The sequence below is a fragment of the Actinomadura sp. 9N215 genome, from assembly GCF_044326345.1.
GTDB lineage: Bacteria > Actinomycetota > Actinomycetes > Streptosporangiales > Streptosporangiaceae > Spirillospora.
In genome coordinates this window covers 194,794-212,388 of the sequence record NZ_JBIRBA010000013.1, presented here as the reverse complement: position 1 = coordinate 212,388, position 17,595 = coordinate 194,794, and the positions used below count along the sequence as shown (strand labels likewise).

Here is a 17,595-nt window from a genome sequence, read left to right as displayed (position 1 = left end):
GGATGCGATGGTGGAAAACGCTGGGGTTGTGGAAGGCGCCCGGTCTTTGGAAAACGCTGGGTCTGGCCGGGGTGCTGGGCGTGGCGGCGACCGGGGCCGTGATCGTCCGGTCCGAGCGGCGGCGCCGCGCCTACACGCCGGACGAGGTCCGGCGGCGCCTGCACGAGCGGCTCGGCGAGTCGCCGCCCGGCGAGGGGGCGTGAGCGTGCGCGCCGTCCGCCCGCCAGGCCCGGACGACCTCGACCGCGCCTGGCGTGTCGTGTCCGCCGAGCTCGCGCCGACGCCGCTGGTGCCGTCCCCCGGCCTGGCGCCCGGCGCGGCGCTGAAGCTGGAGACGTTCCAGCCGACCGGCTCGTTCAAGGTCAGGGGCGCGTTCGCGGCCCTGGCGGCGCTGCCGGACGGCGTCGCGGCCGTCACGGCGAGCGCGGGCAACCACGGCCTCGGCATGGGCCACGCGGCGGCGAGGTCCGGCGCGGACGTCACCGTGGTCGTGTCGACGCGGGCGTCGCGGGCGAAGGTCGACAAGCTCGGCGGGCATCCGGTGCGGCTCGTCCGGCACGGGACGACCTACGAGGAGGCCGAGGCGCACGCCCTGTCCCTGCCCGGCCACTACGTCTCGCCCTACAACGACCCGGTGGTCATCGCGGGCCAGGGCACCCTCGGGCGGGAGCTCGACGCGCAGGTGGACGGGCCGCTCACTGTCGTCGTGCCGGTCGGCGGCGGCGGGTTCCTCGCCGGGCTCACCCTGTGGGCGCGCGAGCGCGGGGACGTGCGCCTCGTCGGCGTGGAGTCGGCCGTGTCGCGCGGCGTGTCCGCGTCGGTGCCGGCCGGACGCGTCGTCGAGGTCGGCGTCGGCGAGTCGCTGGCCGACGCGCTGACCGGCAATCTCGAACCCGGCTGCGTGACTCCCCAGGTGATCGGCCGCCACGCCGGGCTGACGTCCGTCACCGATGACCAGATCCGGACGGCGATGCGCTGGCTGTTCCGCGAGCACGGGCTCGTCGCCGAGGGCGCGGGCGCAGCCGGCGTCGCCGCCGTGCTCGCCGGAAAGACCGAGGTCACGGGCCGTCTCGTGGTGATCCTGTCCGGACGCAACATCACCGCCGACACGTTCGCCGCCGCACTGCAAGAAACCTGACATAAGGCCCTTACCTGCGGAAACGCGGGCGTCAGCGGGATCTGATCCGCTACCTTGTCCCGTCGGACCGGGGGGAGGGTGATCAGAACGTGCGGGGGGCGGGCGTGTGGGTGCTGTTCCGGCGTGACCGGCTGACGGGGCAGGTCGCGGTGGGGCTCGTCGGCGTGCTCGGGATCGCCGCCGCCGTGTACGGGGTCGGCGTCGCGAGCGCCAAGTACCGCGTCGCCGACGTCGGCGCCTGGCTCAGCGCGCGGAGCAAGGGCATCGTCGTGCACGTCAACGGCCTCGCGGGCAAGGTGGACGGCAAGACCGGCGTCGTCGCGCCTATGCGCGGCCACAACGTCGAGGTCGTCCAGGACGGATCCACCGTGCTGCTCGTCGACCTCGACACGGGCGTCGTCAGCCGGCTCGACCCGGCCCAGCTGAACATCGGGCGGAGCCGCCCTCTCGGCAAGGGCATCCAGGTCCTCGCGGGCGCGGGCAAGGCGTACACGGTCGACTCCGTCAAGGGCGTCGTGCAGCAGATCGACCCGGTCGGGCTGAACCCGGTCGGCGCGTCCGCCGCCCTGCCGCCGATCCTCGGGCAGGCCGGGATCGACGCGCAGGGCGCGCTGTGGGTGCCGGTGTCGCAGAAGGGCGAGGTGTCGGCGTTCGTAGACGGACGCCTCCAGCCGCCCGTCAAGGTCGGCGCGCCCGGCGACAGCCTGGCGCTGACCATCGCGGCCGGCGACCCCGTCGTCACCGACTCCACCGCCGCGACCGCCACCGTCGTCAAGTCGTCCGGGGCGCGGCTCACCGTCGGCCTGCCGACGACCGTGCGGGAGGCCGGGCGCGGCGGCGTGCTCGCCCCCGCGCACACCGAGGGCAAGACCGTCCCGCTGCTCGTGCCCGGAACCGGGTCCCTGGTGACCGTCGACTCCGACACCGGGCGGTACTCCAGCACGCGGCTGGCGATGCCGAAGCACCGGTACCGGCCGCCGCAGATGCTCGGCGCGAAGGTCTATATCCCGGACGAGACCGCCGGGGCCCTGATCGTGTACGACTCCGCCGCCAACCGGTTCCAGCGCCCGATCCCGGTGACGGGACGGCCGTCCACGCTGGACGTGTTCGTCCGCGACGGGCTGCTGTGGGCGAACGACCCGTCCGGTCCGCGCGCCGTGGTCGTCGACCGGCAGGGCGTGCACAAGGGCATCGACAAATACAAGGACAGGGTCGCGGGCGGGCCGAAGCGCCGCACGATCCCGCTGCCCGGCGACGGGGACGCCCCGCCGCCGCGCGGGCAGCCGCCGTCGGCGCCGCGCCCGCCGCGTCCCGGGGAGCCGCCGAGCGCGCCGTCGAACGTGTCCGTCACGCCCGGCGCGGGGACGATGCGCGTCGACTTCCAGCCCTCGCAGGGCGACGGCGTCATCGGGTACGTGCTGAAGGACGTCCCGTCCGGGCTGTCGGCCGCGCCGGAGACGATCGGGGCGGGCGCGGGACCGTTCACGTTCACGGTGACGGGCGGCGAATGCGGCCGCGAGTACCGGTTCCGGGTGGCCGTCCGCTACAGGGACGCCCACGGCCGGACGCGCGAACAGGTGTCGGCGGCGAGCGACCCCGTCCGGCCGTGCGTGACCCCCGGCGCGCCGACCGGCCTCCAGGCGCAGGCCACCGCGTCCGGGGCGAGGGTGTCCTGGACGGCCCCGCCCGGCGCGGACACCACCACGTACAAGGTCGCCTGGGACGGTCCGGTCAAGGGCAGCCGGACGGTCGCGGGCACGTCCGCGACCCTCGGCGAGATCTGGACGAACGGCTCCTACACCTTCACGGTCGCCGCCGTGAACGGCGCCGGAACCGGGCCGGGCGCGACCCGGCAGGCGGGACTGACCGGCCCCGCGACCCGGTATCCGGTGGAGCGCAACGAGAACTCCAACGGCTACGTCAGGAACGTCCCGGACGCCAACGGCGGCACGACCGTCGCCACCATGAACGACAACAACGGCGAGATGGTCACCGTGAACTGCCAGGAGAAGGGCGTGTACTACAAGCGGAACGACGCCCTCGCCGGCGACCTGTACGCCAAGATCACCTACGGGGGCAGGACCGGGTACGTCATCGGGTACCTGGTCAACACGCCGGGCGACTGGAAGAGCTTCGCCGGGCTCCCCGTGTGGAAGTGCCGCTAGGGCCGCTTCTTCTTCGCCTTGTTGATGCACGCGGGGGCCGACCACGACACGTCCGGTGCCCTGCCGTCGTTGAGGCGCAGCACGGCGCCGAGCTTGAAGCAGTAGGCGGTCTTCGGCCGCAGGCCCGGCACGGTCGCCGAGCTGGAGCCGGCCTTGACCGCCACGATCGGGGTCGTGCCCGCGGGCTGCTGCTGGATCAGAAGCGGCAGCTCCCGCGCCGCGGGCGGCAGCGTCCAGATGAGCGCGGCCGTCCGCCCGACCGGCCGCGCGACCAGCTTGCGCGGGCGCGCCGCCGCGAGCTGCGCGGGCGTGATCGGCTCCGCCGGGACGCCCGTCGCCTGCCCCTGCGGCGCGGGCGTGGACGGCTCAGGTGAGCTCCCGGACGGCTCCTTGCCGCCCGACCCGTCGCCGCTCAGCGCGAGCGCCCCGACGCCGAGGGCCAGCCCGCCGGCGAGCGCGACGCCCGCCGCGACGATCAGGCCGCGGCGCGGGCCGTCGCCCGGCTGGTCCTGGGTGAGCCGCTGCGGGTTCGCGTGCGGTGTGGTGTGCGGCGTCGTGCGGGCGCCGGTCGCCCACGGGTCGCCGCCAGGCCGCGGCGCTGGGGCGTCCTGCGGGAGGAGCGCGTCCGGCGTGTGCGGCGGGGTGCCGTCGGGATGCCACGGGGACGGCGGCGCGGGCGCGGCGGGCGCCTGGGCCCGCGGCGCGGCGGGCACGGACGGCATGGACGACGCCGCCGGCCTGGACGGCGCGGACGGCCCCAGCGCGGTCGGCGCCCACTCCGGGACGAGCGGCGGCCCGGACGCGTCCGGGAACGAGAGCCGCGGCCCCGCCCCGGCACCGGACGAGGAGAAGCCCGACGACGGCGACCCGGTCCCGCCGCCCCCGTCCGGACGCGGCGCCGGCAGCACGGACCCGCTGCTGTGCGCCACGTCCGTCACCGGCAGGCCCAGCTCCGCCTGCACGCCCTGGAGGGCCTGCGCGAACTCGACGGCGGTCGCGAACCGCTGCTCGGGCGTCTTCGCCATCGAGCGTCCGATGACGTCCGACACCTGCGGCGGGACGTCGCCGCGCGGGATCGGCGGCGGCGCGTCGTTCAGGATCCGCAGCATCAGCGGCGCGATGCCCTCGCCGGGCGGGCCCTTGAACGCGGGCTGGCCGGCGAGGAGCTGGTACAGGGTCGAGCCGAGCGAGTAGATGTCGGAGCCGACGCCCGGCTGCCGCCCCTCCAGCACCTCCGGCGCCGCGTGGTGCGGCGTGAACGCCTGCGTGTGGGTGGCGTCGAAGGTGTCGACGAGGCGCGCGATGCCGAAGTCGGCGAGCGCCGGCTCCCCGTACCGCGACAGCAGCACGTTCTGCGGCTTGACGTCGCGGTGCAGGACGTCGGTCTCATGGGTGGCGGCGAGCGCGCCCGCCATCTTCACCCCGATGCGCAGCACGTCCGCGACGGGCAGCGGCCCCTCCCGCGCGAGCCGGTCGGTGAGCGCGCCGTGCTCGAAGTACTCCATCGCGATGTAGGGGCGGCCGGAGCGGGTGGTGCCGGTGTCCAGCACGGTCACGATGTTGGGGTGGCCGGACAGCCGGCCGGTGATCTTGCTCTCCCGCTGGAAGCGCCGCATCGCCGCGTCGTCGACGGACCCGATCGACAGGACCTTCAGCGCGACCATCCGGTCGAGGTGCTCCTGGTGGGCGCGGTACACGACGCTGAAGCCGCCCTCGCCGACCTGCTCCAGCACCCGGTAGCCCGGAACGTCCTCGCTCATGGGCGGAAGGTCAGGGGGCTCATGGGTCGGGACGTCCTTCTCCGTTGCTCGTCCGGGTCGCGGCGGGGGGCGCGATCTTTCGATGTCCTGCGGCCCGGGGCGGTTCCCCCGGAGGTCACCAGCGTAGTACGGGGACGAAACGGGCGCGGTGCCTCTCGCCCGAACGGTCCGCCGCGGCACGCCCGCCGCCCGCGCCCGGACGCCCGCGCCCGCGCCGCGTCCGCAAAGGGATCGGCGGCCATTTTCAATAGGCCGATTAATCGTTCTCCCAATTCCGCGTCAGCGGTGTTCCCGCGCGTCCTAACCTCGAGCTCCGCGACGAAGGAACGCCGCAGAGGGAGTGGCCCGCCGTGACGGACGATGTCCTGGCGAATCCGGAGACGGAGACGCCGACCACGAATTCGGCATATTGCGACCTTGTCCGGATGGCGTATTTCGTACTGCCGGGGAAGGGCAAGCGCGTCTACCGGCTGGCGATCGCGCGCCGGATCGTGGACGGCACCGCCCGCGGCGCCCGCGACCGCTCGCCCGCCGGGTTCGCCCGCCGCCGCACCCGCGTGCTGCGCCGGGCGCTGCGCCCGTCCCGGCGGCTCCGGATCGGGCTCGGGCCCTGGCTCCGCGCGCTGCCCGCGCAGCTGCCCGACCCCGCGCTCACCGCCGCGCTGGCCAGGCTCGACCCGCACGTCCGGGTCGCGTACGTGCTGCACCATCTGGAGGGCATGCCGCGGTACGCCGTCCGGGACCAGCTGATCGAGCTGCGCGTCCGCGACCCGTGGCCGGTGATCCGCGCCGCCGACGACGTCCCGACGCCCGGCGTCCGGCGGTCCGGGCGGTTCGAGCCCGCGCTCCGTCCCGTCCGGACCCGCTCGGCGGTGCCGCTCGCCGCCGCCGGCGCCCTCACCGCCGCCCTGGTCGCCGCGCTGGTGGTGACGGGCCGCGATGAGCCGCCGGTGCCCGCGGCCCGCGGCCCGCGCCTCGTCTCCGCCGCGCCGGACGCCTGGACGCGCGACCGCACCCTCGACGCCTGGCCCGCCCGCGGCGACCTCGTCCGCGACCGCGCGTTCACCGGACGCGCCGTCGCCGCGTGGGAGGCCGCGCCCGCCGCCCGCCGTCCCGGCGGCGTCCCGCGGCTCCTCTACGCGGGCCGCGTCGGCGGCGTGCCCCTCGCCGTGCTGCGGCACGGCGACAGCCTCGCCCGGTACACGCCGCGCGGCCTCGACGTCACCGCCGCCGGGGACGACCCGTCCGCCCCGATCGCGCTCGGCGGCGGCCGCTACCTCCTCGCCCCCTGGGACGCCCGGTCGCCCGCGACCCTCGCGGGAGGACGGCTCGCGACGTCGTCCGGCGTGACCGCACCGGCCCGCGCCCGCACCGGCTGCGGTCGCGGCCCGCTCTTCCACCTCGGCACGAGGACGGTCGGCGACCTCGGCGGCCCGCGCGCCGCCGTCCTCACCTACCGCTCGCCCGCCGCCCGCCCGGCCCGGACGGAGCCGCCCGCCCGGCTCGGCTCGGAAGGCCAGAAGATCTGGAACCGGCTGGCCTGCCAGACACGCACGTCCAAGCCGGTCGCCGAGGCGATGGCGTGGAACTTCTGGTCGGGACCGCTCCCGCACGGCGGGAAGCACGCCGACTGGGTGTGCACCCGCATGACCCACACCGGCGGCGGCGCCACCGCCCGCGCGACGCTGCTCGCCGCCAAGGACCGGGCCACGGGCCCGTGCGACGCCCGCCGTCCGGTGAGCGGGACCTGGTGGCGGTCACCGGACGGCCGCTGGTACTACCTGGCCGCCGCCGGGCGCGGACTCGTCCCGCACGCGAAGGGCGTCGACCGGGCGACCACGCGGAACCGCCTCCTCGTCGCGCCCGGCGCCCGCACCGCCCCGATCACCCTCACCGCCCGCTGAGGCGCGCCCGCTGAACGGCCCCCCGATACGCGCCCCGGGTCAGGACGCACTTACCGGGATCGGGCACACTGGAGGCCGAACGAGATTCAGGGAGTCGCTGATGGGCAACGGGCCCCTCTCCGGAGTGCGGGTGATCGAGCTGGCCGGGATCGGTCCCGGGCCGTTCGCCGCGATGCTGCTGGCCGACCTCGGCGCCGACGTCATCCGGGTGGACCGCGCGTCGGCCGTCCGCGACGGCGCGAGCGCGGGCGGCACCGACTTCACCAACCGCGGCAAGCGCTCCATCGCGGTCGACCTCAAGAGCGACCGCGGCAGGGACGTCGTGCTCCGCCTGGTCGAGAGGTCCGACGTGCTCATCGAGGGGTTCAGGCCCGGCGTCACCGAGCGGCTCGGCGTCGGCCCGGACGACTGCCTCGCCCGCAACCCGCGGCTCGTCTACGGCCGCATGACCGGCTGGGGCCAGGAGGGCCCGCTGTCCGCGACCGCCGGGCACGACGTCGCCTACATCGCCGTCACCGGCGCCCTGCACGCCATCGGCCGCGCGGACGGCCCGCCGCAGGTCCCGATCAACCTGCTCGGCGACTTCGCGGGCGGCAGCATGTACCTGGTCGTCGGTGTCCTGTCCGCGCTCCTGGAGTCGAGGACGAGCGGCCGCGGGCAGGTCGTCGACGCCGCCATCGTGGACGGCGCCGCGCACCTGTCCACGTTCGTCCACGGCTTCCTCGCGGGCGGCCTCTGGGAGGACCGCCGCGGCGTCAACATACTCGACACCGGCGCCCCCTGGTACGACGTGTACGAGACGTCCGACGGCCGGCACATGGCCGTCGGTGCCATAGAGCCGCAGTTCTACGCCGAGTTCCTCCGCCTCCTCGGCCTGGACGGCGAGGACCTGCCCGCCCAGCACGACCGCGCGGGCTGGCCCGTCCTCCGCGACCGCTTCGCCGCCGTCTTCCGCACGAGGACCCGCGACGAGTGGACGGAGGTCTTCGTCCCGAGCGACGCGTGCGTGGCGCCCGTCCTGTCGATGACGGAGGCGGCCGAGCACCCGTACAACACGTCCCGGGACGTCTTCCCGGCCCTCGCGGGGCACCGTCAGCCGGCCCCGGCGCCCCGATTCTCCCGTACGCCCGCCGAGACGGACGGCGTCCCCGTCCTCCCGGGCGGCCAGACCCGCGCCGTCTTGGCCGACCTAGGCTTCGACGACGCCGAGACCCTCCTCAAGGAAGGCGCCGTAGCCCAGGCCTGACCCGCCTCATCCCCGTTCGCGGTGGCGACGGGCGCCAGGACGCCGCGAGGGCTCAGCGGACGGCGTCCGTGACGGCCGCCGACCAGAGGCCGAGCGCGTCTTCGATCTGCGCCTCGGTGACGATCAGCGGCGGGATCATCCGGACGACGTTGCCGTACGCGCCGCACGTCAGCAGCAGCAGGCCCCGCTCAGTGGCGGCCTTGTGCGCCCGCTGCGCCGTCTCGGCGTCGGGCTCGCCGCCCGGGGTCGTGAACTCGGCGGCCTGCATCAGCCCGAGGCCGCGCACGTCCCCGATCACCGGATGGTCGGCGGCGACCTTGCGGAGGCCGTCGTTCAGCCGCGCGCCCTGCCGGGCGGAGTTGCCGACGAGGTCCTCGTCCTGGACGACCCGCAGCGTCGCGAGCGCGGCGGCGCAGGCGACCGCGTTGCCGCCGTAGGTGCCGCCCTGCGAGCCGGGGCGGGCCTTCTCCATCAGCGCGGTGGGCGCGGCGATCGCCGACAGCGGGAACCCGCTGGCCAGGCCCTTGGCGGTGATGAGGACGTCGGGACGCGCCGCCGCGTGCTCGTGGCCCCAGAAGCGGCCCGTCCGGCCGAAGCCGGTCTGGACCTCGTCCACGATCAGCAGGATGCCGTGCCGGTCGGCGCGCTCCCGCAGTCCCTCCAGGAAGGCGGGAGGCGCCGGGATGTAGCCGCCCTCGCCGAGCACGGGTTCCACGACGAAAGCGGCCGTATCGGAGGCGGGGCTCGCGGTGACGAGGAGGTAGTCCAGCTCGCGGAGGGCGAACCGGGTCGCCTCCTCCTCGGACCACCCGTAGCGGTAGGCCTGCGGGAACGGCGCGATGGCGGCGCCGGGCATCAGCGGGCCGATCCCGGCGCGGAACTTGGTGCCCGCCGTGGTGAGCGCGGCGGCGCCCATCGTCCGGCCGTGGAACGAGCCGTGGAAGACGACGATGTTCTGCCGTCCGGTGGCGTGCCGGGCCAGCCGGATGGACGCCTCGACGGCCTCGCTGCCGCTGTTCAGGTAGAACAGCGAGTCGAGGCCCTCGGGCAGCACCTCGCCGAGCGCCTCGGTCAGCCGCAGCAGCGGCTCGTGCATCACGGTCGTGTACTGCCCGTGGATCAGGGTGCCGACCTGCTTCTGCGCGGCCTCGACCACGCGCGGGTGGCAGTGGCCGGTGCTGGTGACGCCGATTCCGGCGGTGAAGTCCAGATGCCGGCGGCCTTCGGTGTCGTAGAGGTAGACGCCCTCGCCGCGCTCGGCCAGGACTGGGGTCGCCTGCTTGAGCAGGGGAGACAGCGTTGCCATGCGTCCTCTGGTCCTTCCGGTCCGTCCGGTAGATTGTCGACAATCTGCAATGTAGGCGGGCTCCGGCCTCGATGTCCAGCCGGCCCGCGGGGTGCTAGGAGACGCGGAGCCGGTCGATGGAGTCGGTCATGTGCTCCTCGATGAGGGTCAGCAGCCGGTCCTCCTCGCCGTCGCCGATCGCGTCGACCAGCCGCCGGTGCTCCTCGACCAGCTCCGACGGCTCCGGATAGGTGTCCTGCAGCGCGTTCAGGCACATCCGGGTCTCGACCAGCAGGGTGTGCGCCATCCGCTCCAGCCGCGGGCTGCCCGACGAGCTGACGAGCACCTCGTGGAACGCCTGGTCGGCGTCGCTCATCGCGATCCGGTCGCGCTCGCTCGCCGCGTCGACCAGGGCGTCCAGGGCGTCGGTGAGCCGGGCCACCGCCTCCCCGCGGTTCCGCTCCATGATCAGCTGGCAGGCCTCGCGCTCGATCGCGAGCCGGGCGAGGTAGACGTCCTCCACGTCGCCCTCGTCCAGGGTGATCACGAACAGCCCGCGGTGCGGCTCGCTGACCAGCAGGCCCTCCTGGACGAGCCGCTGCATCGCCTCGCGCAACGGGCCGCGGCTGATGCCGAGCCGCCCGGCCAGCTCGGCCTCGCCGAGCTGCGCACCGGGCTCCAGCGACCCGTACATGATCGCCGAGCGCAGCTCGTCCGAGACGATCTCGACGGTCGACTTGCGGGGGACAGGTTCCAGCTCACCCAAACGGCCCATGCCGCGGGCCCCTTTCGTCATAGCTGCGAGGTATGTCGTCCCTGCTCGGAGCCCGGCCCGGCGGCGCCGGCGGAGACGGCTGCGGGGACGGCGAACAGCCGGCCCAGCCCGGTGCGCGGCGAGATCCCCCCGGGGCCGGACGCGAGCCGCAGCCCCTCCCACACGCTCACCTGGTTGGCGGTCAGCACCGGCTTGCCGACGCGGGCCTCCAGCTCGTCGAGCCAGGACACGGTGTGCAGCGCGGTGTCGGGCACCAGCACCGCCTCGGCGTCCGGATGGTCGTTGGCCGCGACGAACGCGAGCACCTCGTCGCGGCCGAGGGTGCCGACCTCGGCGGCGGTGATGATGCCCCGGCAGGACAGCGCCACCGCCTCGACGCCGGCGTGGCCGAGGAACGCGACGAACCGCTCGGCGACGTCGGACGGGTAGGTCGCCGCGATCGCGACCCGGGTCAGGCCGAGCGCGCGCGCCGCGTTCACGAACGCGAACGACGTGCTCGACGCCGGCACGCCCGCCGCCTCGGCGACGCCCGCGACCTGCCGCTCGGCGCCGTCCCAGCCGAACACGAAGCTCCCGCTGGTGCAGGCCCACACGGCCGCCTGGACGCCCAGGCCGCGCAGCGCGCTCGCGCCGTCGCCGAGGACGTCGGAGCCGCCGATGTCGAGCAGCGCGTCGACGCGGTGGGCGTCCTCGCGCATCAGCGTGTGCACGACCGGCAGGCGCACGTCGCCCAGGGCCCGCTCGATGGCCGGGTAGTCGTCCTCGGCGCTGTGACCGGGGTAGAGGAAACCGGCGCTCAACCCGTTCTGGTGCATGGAATCAGCAATCCTAACGCTCATGGCGATCAGGCGGCCGTGGACGGGGCCAGCTGCACCAGCGACTGCCCCGGGCCGGCCGCCGACCGGCCCATGGCGCGCAGCGCCGTGCACATCGTGACCTGGTTGGCGGTGAGGACCGGCTTGCCGATCATCTGTTCCAGCGGGGCGATGATGTCGTAGGTGGGCACGTTCGTGCAGCTGATGTACACGGCCTCGGCCTCCGGGCCGTCGACCGCCGACACCGCCGACACGATCTCGCCGTAGCCGACCTTCCAGATGTGGCTGAGCAGCCCCATCCCGACGGACGACACGACCTCGATGCCGTACTCGTCCAGGAACGAGACGAGCCGTTCGGTGACCGCGTCGATGTACGGGGTGACGACCGCGATCCGGTTGACGTTGAGCAGCCGCAGCGACTCCACCAGCGCGCCGGACGTCGTCGTCGACACCGGCGCGCCCGCCGACAGCATCGTCTGGTGCAGCTGCAGCTCGCCCGCCTTGCCGCGGATGAAGCTGCCGGAGGCGCAGGCGTAGGCGACGGCGAGCGGCTCGGGGGCCAGGACGTCCCGCGTGGCCTGCCGGACGATCGACTGGTCCGACAGCGCGGACGCCATCTCGACGGTGACCGGCACCGGCACGTACGGCAGCCGGGTCATGAACAGGGACACGTCGTCGGGCGTCCACCGCCACAGCTCGCGGTCGAGGGCGAAGTCGAACGGCGCGACCACGCCCACGCCGTGCTGGGCGAGCAGCTCGGGGCCGACGACCAGCGTCGGGTCGAATGTCATGTGCGTGGCCACCGCTCTAAGAGTCTGCACGGGCGTAGACCAGGCGCTCGCCGACCCCGCCGGAGCGCCAGACGTCGTTGCAGGCCTCGGCCATCCGGTCGAGGCCGTCGACGATGGTCGCGTACACGTTGCCCGGCACCCAGCCGACGTCGCCGTTCAGCAGCAGGTTGTTGCGGCCGTAGAAGATCGCGAGATCGATGACGCCGGGCAGGGCGTGGATGTTCTTCTCCTCCTTGAACCGCCGGTCGAGCATGCCGCCGGCGAACGAGAAGTAGACGACGTCGCCCGGAATCGGGGTGACGGTGGGGTTCTCCAGGCCGACCTCTTCCTCGGAGAACCGCTCGACCATCGTGTACACCTCGTTGCGGGCGTACTTGGCGTGGTAGGCGTCGCCGCCGAGGGGCAGGGCCCGCCAGACCGCCTCGCAGGTCCGCGGTGCGTCCTTCTCCAGCAGTTCCGCGACGCACGAGACGCCGCGGCGCTCCAGTGTGATGGTCATGAGCTTGGGCATGCTGGACCTCCCCGTGCACAGGGGTGGGCGAAGGCGTCGCCACCCGAAAGGACTCTCCGTGTTTGGCTCCAGGAGGAGCTGTTAGAGCGCTCTGGGATCCGTCCTGGCCTTGCGTGGGCAGCGGGTTGCGACGGTCTTGCAGCACACGTCTCAGTGCGGTGACCGGGGACGCGGTGCACCACGCTGATTGTTGACAATCCTACGAACGGTTCCTAGCGTGTCAATGCCTCCCCAAGATGCCTTCGTGTAAAAATCCGCACGCGCAAGAATCCGCACACCTGGAAGTGGCGCCGATGGAGCATGTTCCGCCCGCACCCGGCGGGCCGCCCGACGTGGTGGTGCTGACGGGGGACGTCCCGCCGCCCGGTATGGCCGCCGTGGAGCGCCTCGGACGCGTCCGGTACGTGCGCGAGCCGGAGCTCGCGGACGCCCTTCCCGGCGCGGACGTCCTTTTCATGTGGGACTTCCTGTCCGACGCCCTGGCCGATGCGTGGCCGTCCGGCGGCGGGCCGGGCTGGGTGCACATCGCGAGCGCCGGGGTCGACCGGCTGCTGTTCCCCGGCCTGGTCGAGGGCGACGCCGTCGTCACCAACTCGCGCGGGGTCTTCGACGAGCCGATAGCGGAATACGTGCTCGGGCTGGTGCTCGCGTTCGCGAAAGATCTGCACACGACCGTCCGGCTCCAGGGGGAGCGGCGCTGGCGGCACCGCGAGACCGAGGGGATCACCGGCGCCCGCGCGCTGGTCGTCGGCACCGGCCCGATCGGCCGGGCGATCGCCCGCCGCCTGTCGGCCGCGGGACTGGCCGTCTCCGGCGCGGGCCGCACCGCCCGCGACGCCGATCCCGACTTCGGCGCCGTCCGCCCGGTGGACCGGCTGGACGAGCTGCTCACCACCGCCGACTACGTGATCCTGGCGGCGCCGCTCACCCCGCAGACCCGCGGCATGATCGACACCGCGGCGCTGGACCGGATGCGCCCGTCCGCGCGGCTCGTCAACGTGGGGCGCGGCGCGCTGGTGGCCGAGGCCGACCTCGTCAAGGCGCTGCTCGACGGCCGCATCGCGGGCGCGGCGCTCGACGTGTTCGAGGACGAGCCGCTCCCGTCCTCGTCGCCGCTGTGGGACATGCCGAACGTGATCGTCTCCCCGCACATGTCGGGCGACGTGGCCGGCTGGCGGGACGAGCTGGTCCGGCTGTTCGCCGACAACCTCGGCCGCTACGTGTCCGGCCGTCCGCTGCGCAACGTCGTGGACAAGCGGCTCGGCTACGTCGGCTCCCAGGCCGGCGCGCACGCCGGCGCGTTCCAGAGGGGGTAGCCATGACCGACGCGGCCGACCTGACCGCGACCGAACTGCTCGACGCGTACGGGGCCGGGACGCTCTCGCCGGTGGAGGCCGCCGAGGCCGTCCTCGCCCGCATCGCGCGGGACGACCGCGAGCTCAACGCGTTCTGCCTCGTCGACGAGGAGACCACGCTCGACATGGCCCGCGCCGCGGCGGACCGCCGGGCGCGCGGCGCGACGCTCGGCCCGCTGGACGGCGTGCCCGTCTCGATCAAGGACATCCTGCTCACCCGCGGCTGGCCGACCCTGCGCGGCTCCGCGACCGCCGACCCGTCGGGCCCGTGGGACGAGGACTCCCCGGCCGTCGCCCGCCTCCGCGAGCAGGGCGCGGTGTTCGTCGGCAAGACGACCACGCCGGAGTTCGCGTGGAAGGGCGTGACCGACAACCCGGTCGACGGCGTCACCCGCAACCCGTGGGACCCGTCCCGCACGCCCGGCGGGTCGTCCGGCGGCGCGGCGGCGGCCGTCGCGGCGGGCATGGCCCCGCTCGCGCTCGGCACGGACGGCGGCGGCTCGGTCCGCATCCCCGCCGCGTTCACCGGCACCTTCACCATCAAGCCGACCTACGGCCGCATCCCGCACTACCCGGCGAGCGCGTTCGGGACGCTCGCGCACACCGGCCCGATGACCAACACGGTCGCGGACGCGGCGCTGCTGCTCGACGCGGTCTGCGGCGCCGACGGCCGCGACTGGTCGGCGCTGCCCCCGCCGGACGTGACGTTCGCCGACGTCGGCCCGGACGACCTGACCGGCCTGCGCATCGCGTTCAGCCCCGACCTCGGGTTCGCGGAGGTCGATCCGGAGATCGCGGCGTCCGTCGCGGCCGCCGCCGAGGCGTTCACCGAGCTCGGCGCCAAGGTCGAGCAGGCCGATCCCGGCTTCGCCGACCCGGTCGAGGAGTTCGAGGTCCTGTGGTTCGCGGGCGCCGCCAAGGTCGTGGAGAGGCTGTCGCCCGAGGCCCGCGCGCGGCTCGACCCCGGGCTGCGGGAGATCTGCGGGCAGGGCGCGCGGTACTCGGCCGTCGAGTACCTGACCGCGACGGCCCGCCGCATGGACCTGGGGCGCCTCATGGGCCTGTTCCACGAGCGGTACGACCTGCTGCTCACCCCGACGATGCCGATCGCCGCGTTCGAGGCGGGCGTCGAGGTCCCGCCCGGGTCGGCGGCCCGCCGCTGGACGAGCTGGACCCCGTTCACCTACCCGTTCAACATGACGCAGCAGCCCGCCGCGAGCCTGCCGTGCGGGTTCACGTCCGGTGGCCTGCCGATCGGCCTCCAGGTCGTCGGCGCCCGCCACGCCGACGCCCTGGTCATGGCCGCCTGCGCCGCCTACGAGAAGGCGCGGCCCTGGAAGCGGTTCACCCGAACGCGATGACGGCGCGGCCCTGGTGCCTGCCCTCGTCCATCTCGGTGAGGACGCGGGGCGCGTCGTCCAGCGTGACGGGCGTGACCTCCGGGACGATCCCGTGCGCGACGGCGAAGCCGAGCGTGTCCCGCAGGTCGTGCGGGGAGCCGGACGGCACGCCCATCACCCGCCTCCGGTCCAGGACGAGCCCGATCGGGGGCAGGGTGACGTTCCCGGCGTCGAAGCCGATGTAGAGCAGCGTGCCGTCGGGACGCAGCCCGTCGAAGGCCGCCAGCCCGGTCCCGGTGCTGGGCGCGGTGTTCATCACCAGGTCCGCGCCGCCCCAGGCCCGCAGCGCCTCGGCCGGGTCCTGGTCGGCGGTCGCGACGAACAGTTCGGCGCCGGCGTCCAGGGACCGCCGCTCGGCGCGGCGCGTCCGGGACACGACGGCGACCCGGGCGCCCATCGCGGCGGCGAACCGGACGGCCAGCGTCCCCACGCCGCCGGTGCCGACCACGGCGACCTTCGATCCGGCCGTGGCGCCGGCCCGCCGGAGGCCGGTGAACGCGGTGATCCCGGCGCACATCAGCGGGGCGCCCGCGACCGGGTCGAAGCCGTCCGGCAGGGGGGTGACGAAACCGGCGCGGCCCACGAAGTACTCGGTGTAGCCGCCGTCGCGGTTGACGCCCGTCGCCTGCCGGGGCGCTCCGGTGCAGAGGATCTGGTCGCCGCGCGCGCACTGGTCGCAGCGCCCGCAGGACGCGTGCACCCAGGACGCGCCGACCGGGGTGCCGGCCTCCGGCCAGTCGACGCCCTGGCCGAGCGCGGCGACGACGCCGCTGATCTCGTGCCCGGGGACGGTCGGGAACGTCCCGAACGGGTAGTGGCCCCGCCAGTGGTTGATCTCGGAGAAGCACATCCCGCACGCGGTGACCTTCACCAGGATCTCGCCCGGCCCCGGTTCGGGCACCGCGCGCTCGACGACGTCCAGCGGCTTGCCCGGTGCGGAAAGAACGGCGCTGCGCATGGTTGCGTCCCCCCATCTCTCATAGCGTTGATATAGATCTAACTATAGCGATGATTTCTGCGACCGCAAGCAGCGCTCGGCCGATCTCTGTAACATCGATGTTGTGACTGCTCAGAAGGACCCCGGAACGCGGGAGCGGATCGTCCGCGCGGCCGCGCGGCTGCTCAACGAGGCGGGCGGCGAACCCGTCTCGACGCGCGCCGTCTGCACCGCCGCCGGGGTCGGCGCGCCGACGCTCTACCACTACTTCGGCGACAAGCAGGGACTGTTCGACGCCGTCGCCGCGTACGGGTTCGAGGAGTACCTCGCGAGCAAGCGCGCGCAGGAGAGCACGGGCGACCCGGTCGACGACCTGCGGCACGGCTGGGACCTGCACGTCGGGTACGGCCGGACGAACCCCGCGTTCTACACGCTGATGTACGGGGCGTCCCGCCAGCCGCCCGTCGTGAAGGAGGCGCACGACATCCTGCTCGGGCTGGTCGGCGCCGTCGCCCGCGCCGGACGGCTCCGCGTCCCCGTCGACACCGCCGCCGCGATGATCCACGCCGCCGGGGCCGGGGTCACGCTGGCGCTGATCGCCGGCGAGGGCGACGGCGAGCTGTCGGCCCGGACGCGGGAGGCGGTCCTCGCCGCGGTCACCGTCCCGTCCGGCGAGCCGGAGGACGGGACGCCCTCGGCCGCCGCCGCCCGCGCCGTGGCCCTGCGCGCCGCGCTGCGCGCCGAACCCCCGCCGGGGCTGACCGCGGCGGAGACGGCGATGCTCGGCGAATGGCTCGACCGCATCGCCGGCGCGGCCCCCTAGCCTCCGGAGCTCCGGGCGTCAGTCGCCCTTGGGGCGCTTCAGCTCCTTCTCGCGCCGCTTCTGCCTGCTCGACCTGCGGCGCTTCACGCCGACGCCGCCCCAGAACGCCAGGCCTTTGACGACGACCGTCGGCGAGCCGGGCGCGCCGGGCCCGCTGGCGCGGTTGTCGAACCCGCCCATGATCCCGAGCCCCTTGACGTGCACGGTGATGTCGTCCGGGACGATGACCTCGAACCCGCCCATGATCGCGAGCGCGCGGATCGTGGTCACCGGCTCGTCGAACCGCGCCTCGCGCAGGTCGATCTTGCCGCCGCCCCAGAACGCGAACGCCCGGAACCTCCGGGGGACGTTCCACACGCCCGCCCGGGTGAACCCGCTCATGATGCCGACCCCGGTCTTCCACGTCGGCGCGCCCTGCACCGGGCTCCAGTCGGGCCCGGACGCCCCGGCCGCCGGGGCCGGGGGCATCGCCGTGCCGGGCGCCGGCAGGTCGCGGGTGATCGGCTCCAGCTCCCCGTAGGTCTTGGCCGCGTACACCGCGTCGAGCCGCTCGTCGAGCTCCGCCAGCGTCAGCCGCCCGTCGCCGGCCGCCTCGCGCAGCACCTGCGCGACGCGCTCGCGGTCCGCGTCGCCGGCGCGCATCTCCGGCGGGCCGGGGGTCCCGGCGGGCTCGGGGAGGTTCGTCATGCC

At 74.5% G+C, this 17,595-nt stretch carries 16 protein-coding genes; 8 read left to right on the top strand and 8 right to left on the bottom strand.

Annotation, left to right across the window (positions count from 1 at the left end; genetic code table 11):
• The first annotated feature begins 2 nt into the window (after positions 1-2).
• The 3 genes from ACH34T_RS22725 (at position 3) to ACH34T_RS22715 (ending at position 3,303) form a co-directional block, all read left to right on the top strand.
• On the top strand, positions 3-203 hold the full coding sequence (locus ACH34T_RS22725; protein ID WP_395994210.1) for a hypothetical protein: 201 nt from the start codon (positions 3-5) through the stop codon (positions 201-203).
• Positions 200-1,138: a threonine/serine dehydratase gene (locus ACH34T_RS22720; RefSeq protein WP_395994209.1), complete on the top strand. Its 939-nt coding sequence runs from the start codon at positions 200-202 to the stop codon at positions 1,136-1,138. Before ACH34T_RS22725 ends, ACH34T_RS22720 begins: the two co-directional genes overlap by 4 nt.
• An 89-nt stretch (positions 1,139-1,227) precedes the next feature.
• Positions 1,228-3,303 carry a fibronectin type III domain-containing protein gene (locus tag ACH34T_RS22715; protein ID WP_395994208.1) on the top strand — a complete coding sequence of 692 codons (2,076 nt, stop codon included), beginning with the start codon at positions 1,228-1,230 and terminating at the stop codon, positions 3,301-3,303.
• On the opposite strand, the gene ACH34T_RS22710 is transcribed toward ACH34T_RS22715, so the two are convergent.
• A complete protein-coding gene (locus ACH34T_RS22710; protein ID WP_395994207.1) occupies positions 3,300-5,063 on the bottom strand; it encodes a protein kinase in 1,764 nt (587 codons plus the stop codon). The two genes, ACH34T_RS22715 and ACH34T_RS22710, sit on opposite strands and share 4 nt — an antisense overlap.
• 425 nt (positions 5,064-5,488) lie before the next feature.
• Between ACH34T_RS22710 and ACH34T_RS22705 the strand changes: the two genes are divergently transcribed.
• Together ACH34T_RS22705 and ACH34T_RS22700 are read left to right on the top strand one after the other, a co-directional pair.
• Positions 5,489-6,967: a hypothetical protein gene (locus ACH34T_RS22705; protein ID WP_395994206.1), complete on the top strand. Its 1,479-nt coding sequence runs from the start codon at positions 5,489-5,491 to the stop codon at positions 6,965-6,967.
• A gap of 100 nt (positions 6,968-7,067) precedes the next feature.
• Positions 7,068-8,213, top strand: coding sequence for a CaiB/BaiF CoA transferase family protein (locus ACH34T_RS22700; RefSeq protein WP_395994205.1), 1,146 nt, complete (start codon positions 7,068-7,070; stop codon positions 8,211-8,213).
• Between the two features lie 52 nt (positions 8,214-8,265).
• On the opposite strand, the gene ACH34T_RS22695 is transcribed toward ACH34T_RS22700, so the two are convergent.
• The 5 genes from ACH34T_RS22695 to ACH34T_RS22675 all read right to left on the bottom strand — a co-directional run bounded on the left by ACH34T_RS22695 (position 8,266) and on the right by ACH34T_RS22675 (position 12,378).
• Positions 8,266-9,519, bottom strand: a complete 1,254-nt coding sequence (locus ACH34T_RS22695) for an aspartate aminotransferase family protein (RefSeq protein ID WP_395994204.1) — start codon at positions 9,517-9,519, stop codon at positions 8,266-8,268.
• Between the two features lie 94 nt (positions 9,520-9,613).
• The gene (locus ACH34T_RS22690) at positions 9,614-10,273 is read right to left on the bottom strand and encodes a GntR family transcriptional regulator (RefSeq protein ID WP_395994203.1); all 660 of its coding nucleotides are present in this window, start codon (positions 10,271-10,273) and stop codon (positions 9,614-9,616) included.
• 17 nt (positions 10,274-10,290) lie between these two features.
• Positions 10,291-11,088: a maleate cis-trans isomerase gene (locus ACH34T_RS22685; RefSeq protein WP_395994202.1), complete on the bottom strand. Its 798-nt coding sequence runs from the start codon at positions 11,086-11,088 to the stop codon at positions 10,291-10,293.
• Between the two features lie 29 nt (positions 11,089-11,117).
• Positions 11,118-11,879 carry an Asp/Glu racemase gene (locus ACH34T_RS22680; RefSeq protein ID WP_395994250.1) on the bottom strand — a complete coding sequence of 254 codons (762 nt, stop codon included), beginning with the start codon at positions 11,877-11,879 and terminating at the stop codon, positions 11,118-11,120.
• Positions 11,880-11,895: 16 nt separating this feature from the next.
• The gene (locus ACH34T_RS22675; protein ID WP_395994249.1) at positions 11,896-12,378 is read right to left on the bottom strand and encodes a DUF3830 family protein; all 483 of its coding nucleotides are present in this window, start codon (positions 12,376-12,378) and stop codon (positions 11,896-11,898) included.
• Positions 12,379-12,683: 305 nt separating this feature from the next.
• Here ACH34T_RS22675 and ACH34T_RS22670 point away from each other — a divergent pair, with 305 nt between their 5' ends.
• Positions 12,684-13,706, top strand: coding sequence for a D-2-hydroxyacid dehydrogenase (locus tag ACH34T_RS22670; protein WP_395994201.1), 1,023 nt, complete (start codon positions 12,684-12,686; stop codon positions 13,704-13,706).
• Positions 13,707-13,708: 2 nt separating this feature from the next.
• On the top strand, positions 13,709-15,106 hold the full coding sequence (locus ACH34T_RS22665) for an amidase (protein ID WP_395994200.1): 1,398 nt from the start codon (positions 13,709-13,711) through the stop codon (positions 15,104-15,106).
• Here the strand turns inward: ACH34T_RS22665 and ACH34T_RS22660 are convergent.
• Entirely contained in the window at positions 15,090-16,103 is a 1,014-nt protein-coding gene (locus ACH34T_RS22660; RefSeq protein WP_395994199.1) for an alcohol dehydrogenase catalytic domain-containing protein, read from the bottom strand. The genes ACH34T_RS22665 and ACH34T_RS22660 overlap by 17 nt on opposite strands.
• 103 nt (positions 16,104-16,206) lie before the next feature.
• Between ACH34T_RS22660 and ACH34T_RS22655 the strand changes: the two genes are divergently transcribed.
• Positions 16,207-16,905, top strand: coding sequence for a TetR/AcrR family transcriptional regulator (locus ACH34T_RS22655; protein WP_395994198.1), 699 nt, complete (start codon positions 16,207-16,209; stop codon positions 16,903-16,905).
• Between the two features lie 18 nt (positions 16,906-16,923).
• Here the strand turns inward: ACH34T_RS22655 and ACH34T_RS22650 are convergent, their stop codons facing one another.
• Positions 16,924-17,592: a DUF1707 domain-containing protein gene (locus ACH34T_RS22650; RefSeq protein ID WP_395994197.1), complete on the bottom strand. Its 669-nt coding sequence runs from the start codon at positions 17,590-17,592 to the stop codon at positions 16,924-16,926.
• Positions 17,593-17,595 lie beyond the last annotated feature (3 nt).

What these genes read in the sequence shown, in the direction of transcription:
- ACH34T_RS22725 (WP_395994210.1), top strand. Translation starts at nt 3, where the DNA reads ATGCGATGGTGGAAAACGCTGGGGTTGTGGAAGGCGCCCGGTCTTTGG.
- ACH34T_RS22710 (WP_395994207.1), bottom strand. Translation starts at nt 5,063, where the DNA reads ATGAGCGAGGACGTTCCGGGCTACCGGGTGCTGGAGCAGGTCGGCGAG.
- ACH34T_RS22705 (WP_395994206.1), top strand. Translation starts at nt 5,489, where the DNA reads ATGGCGTATTTCGTACTGCCGGGGAAGGGCAAGCGCGTCTACCGGCTG.
- ACH34T_RS22700 (WP_395994205.1), top strand. Translation starts at nt 7,068, where the DNA reads ATGGGCAACGGGCCCCTCTCCGGAGTGCGGGTGATCGAGCTGGCCGGG.
- ACH34T_RS22695 (WP_395994204.1), bottom strand. Translation starts at nt 9,519, where the DNA reads ATGGCAACGCTGTCTCCCCTGCTCAAGCAGGCGACCCCAGTCCTGGCC.
- ACH34T_RS22690 (WP_395994203.1), bottom strand. Translation starts at nt 10,273, where the DNA reads ATGGGCCGTTTGGGTGAGCTGGAACCTGTCCCCCGCAAGTCGACCGTC.
- ACH34T_RS22685 (WP_395994202.1), bottom strand. Translation starts at nt 11,088, where the DNA reads ATGCACCAGAACGGGTTGAGCGCCGGTTTCCTCTACCCCGGTCACAGC.
- ACH34T_RS22680 (WP_395994250.1), bottom strand. Translation starts at nt 11,879, where the DNA reads ATGACATTCGACCCGACGCTGGTCGTCGGCCCCGAGCTGCTCGCCCAG.
- ACH34T_RS22675 (WP_395994249.1), bottom strand. Translation starts at nt 12,378, where the DNA reads ATGACCATCACACTGGAGCGCCGCGGCGTCTCGTGCGTCGCGGAACTG.
- ACH34T_RS22670 (WP_395994201.1), top strand. Translation starts at nt 12,684, where the DNA reads ATGGAGCATGTTCCGCCCGCACCCGGCGGGCCGCCCGACGTGGTGGTG.
- ACH34T_RS22665 (WP_395994200.1), top strand. Translation starts at nt 13,709, where the DNA reads ATGACCGACGCGGCCGACCTGACCGCGACCGAACTGCTCGACGCGTAC.
- ACH34T_RS22660 (WP_395994199.1), bottom strand. Translation starts at nt 16,103, where the DNA reads ATGCGCAGCGCCGTTCTTTCCGCACCGGGCAAGCCGCTGGACGTCGTC.
- ACH34T_RS22650 (WP_395994197.1), bottom strand. Translation starts at nt 17,592, where the DNA reads ATGACGAACCTCCCCGAGCCCGCCGGGACCCCCGGCCCGCCGGAGATG.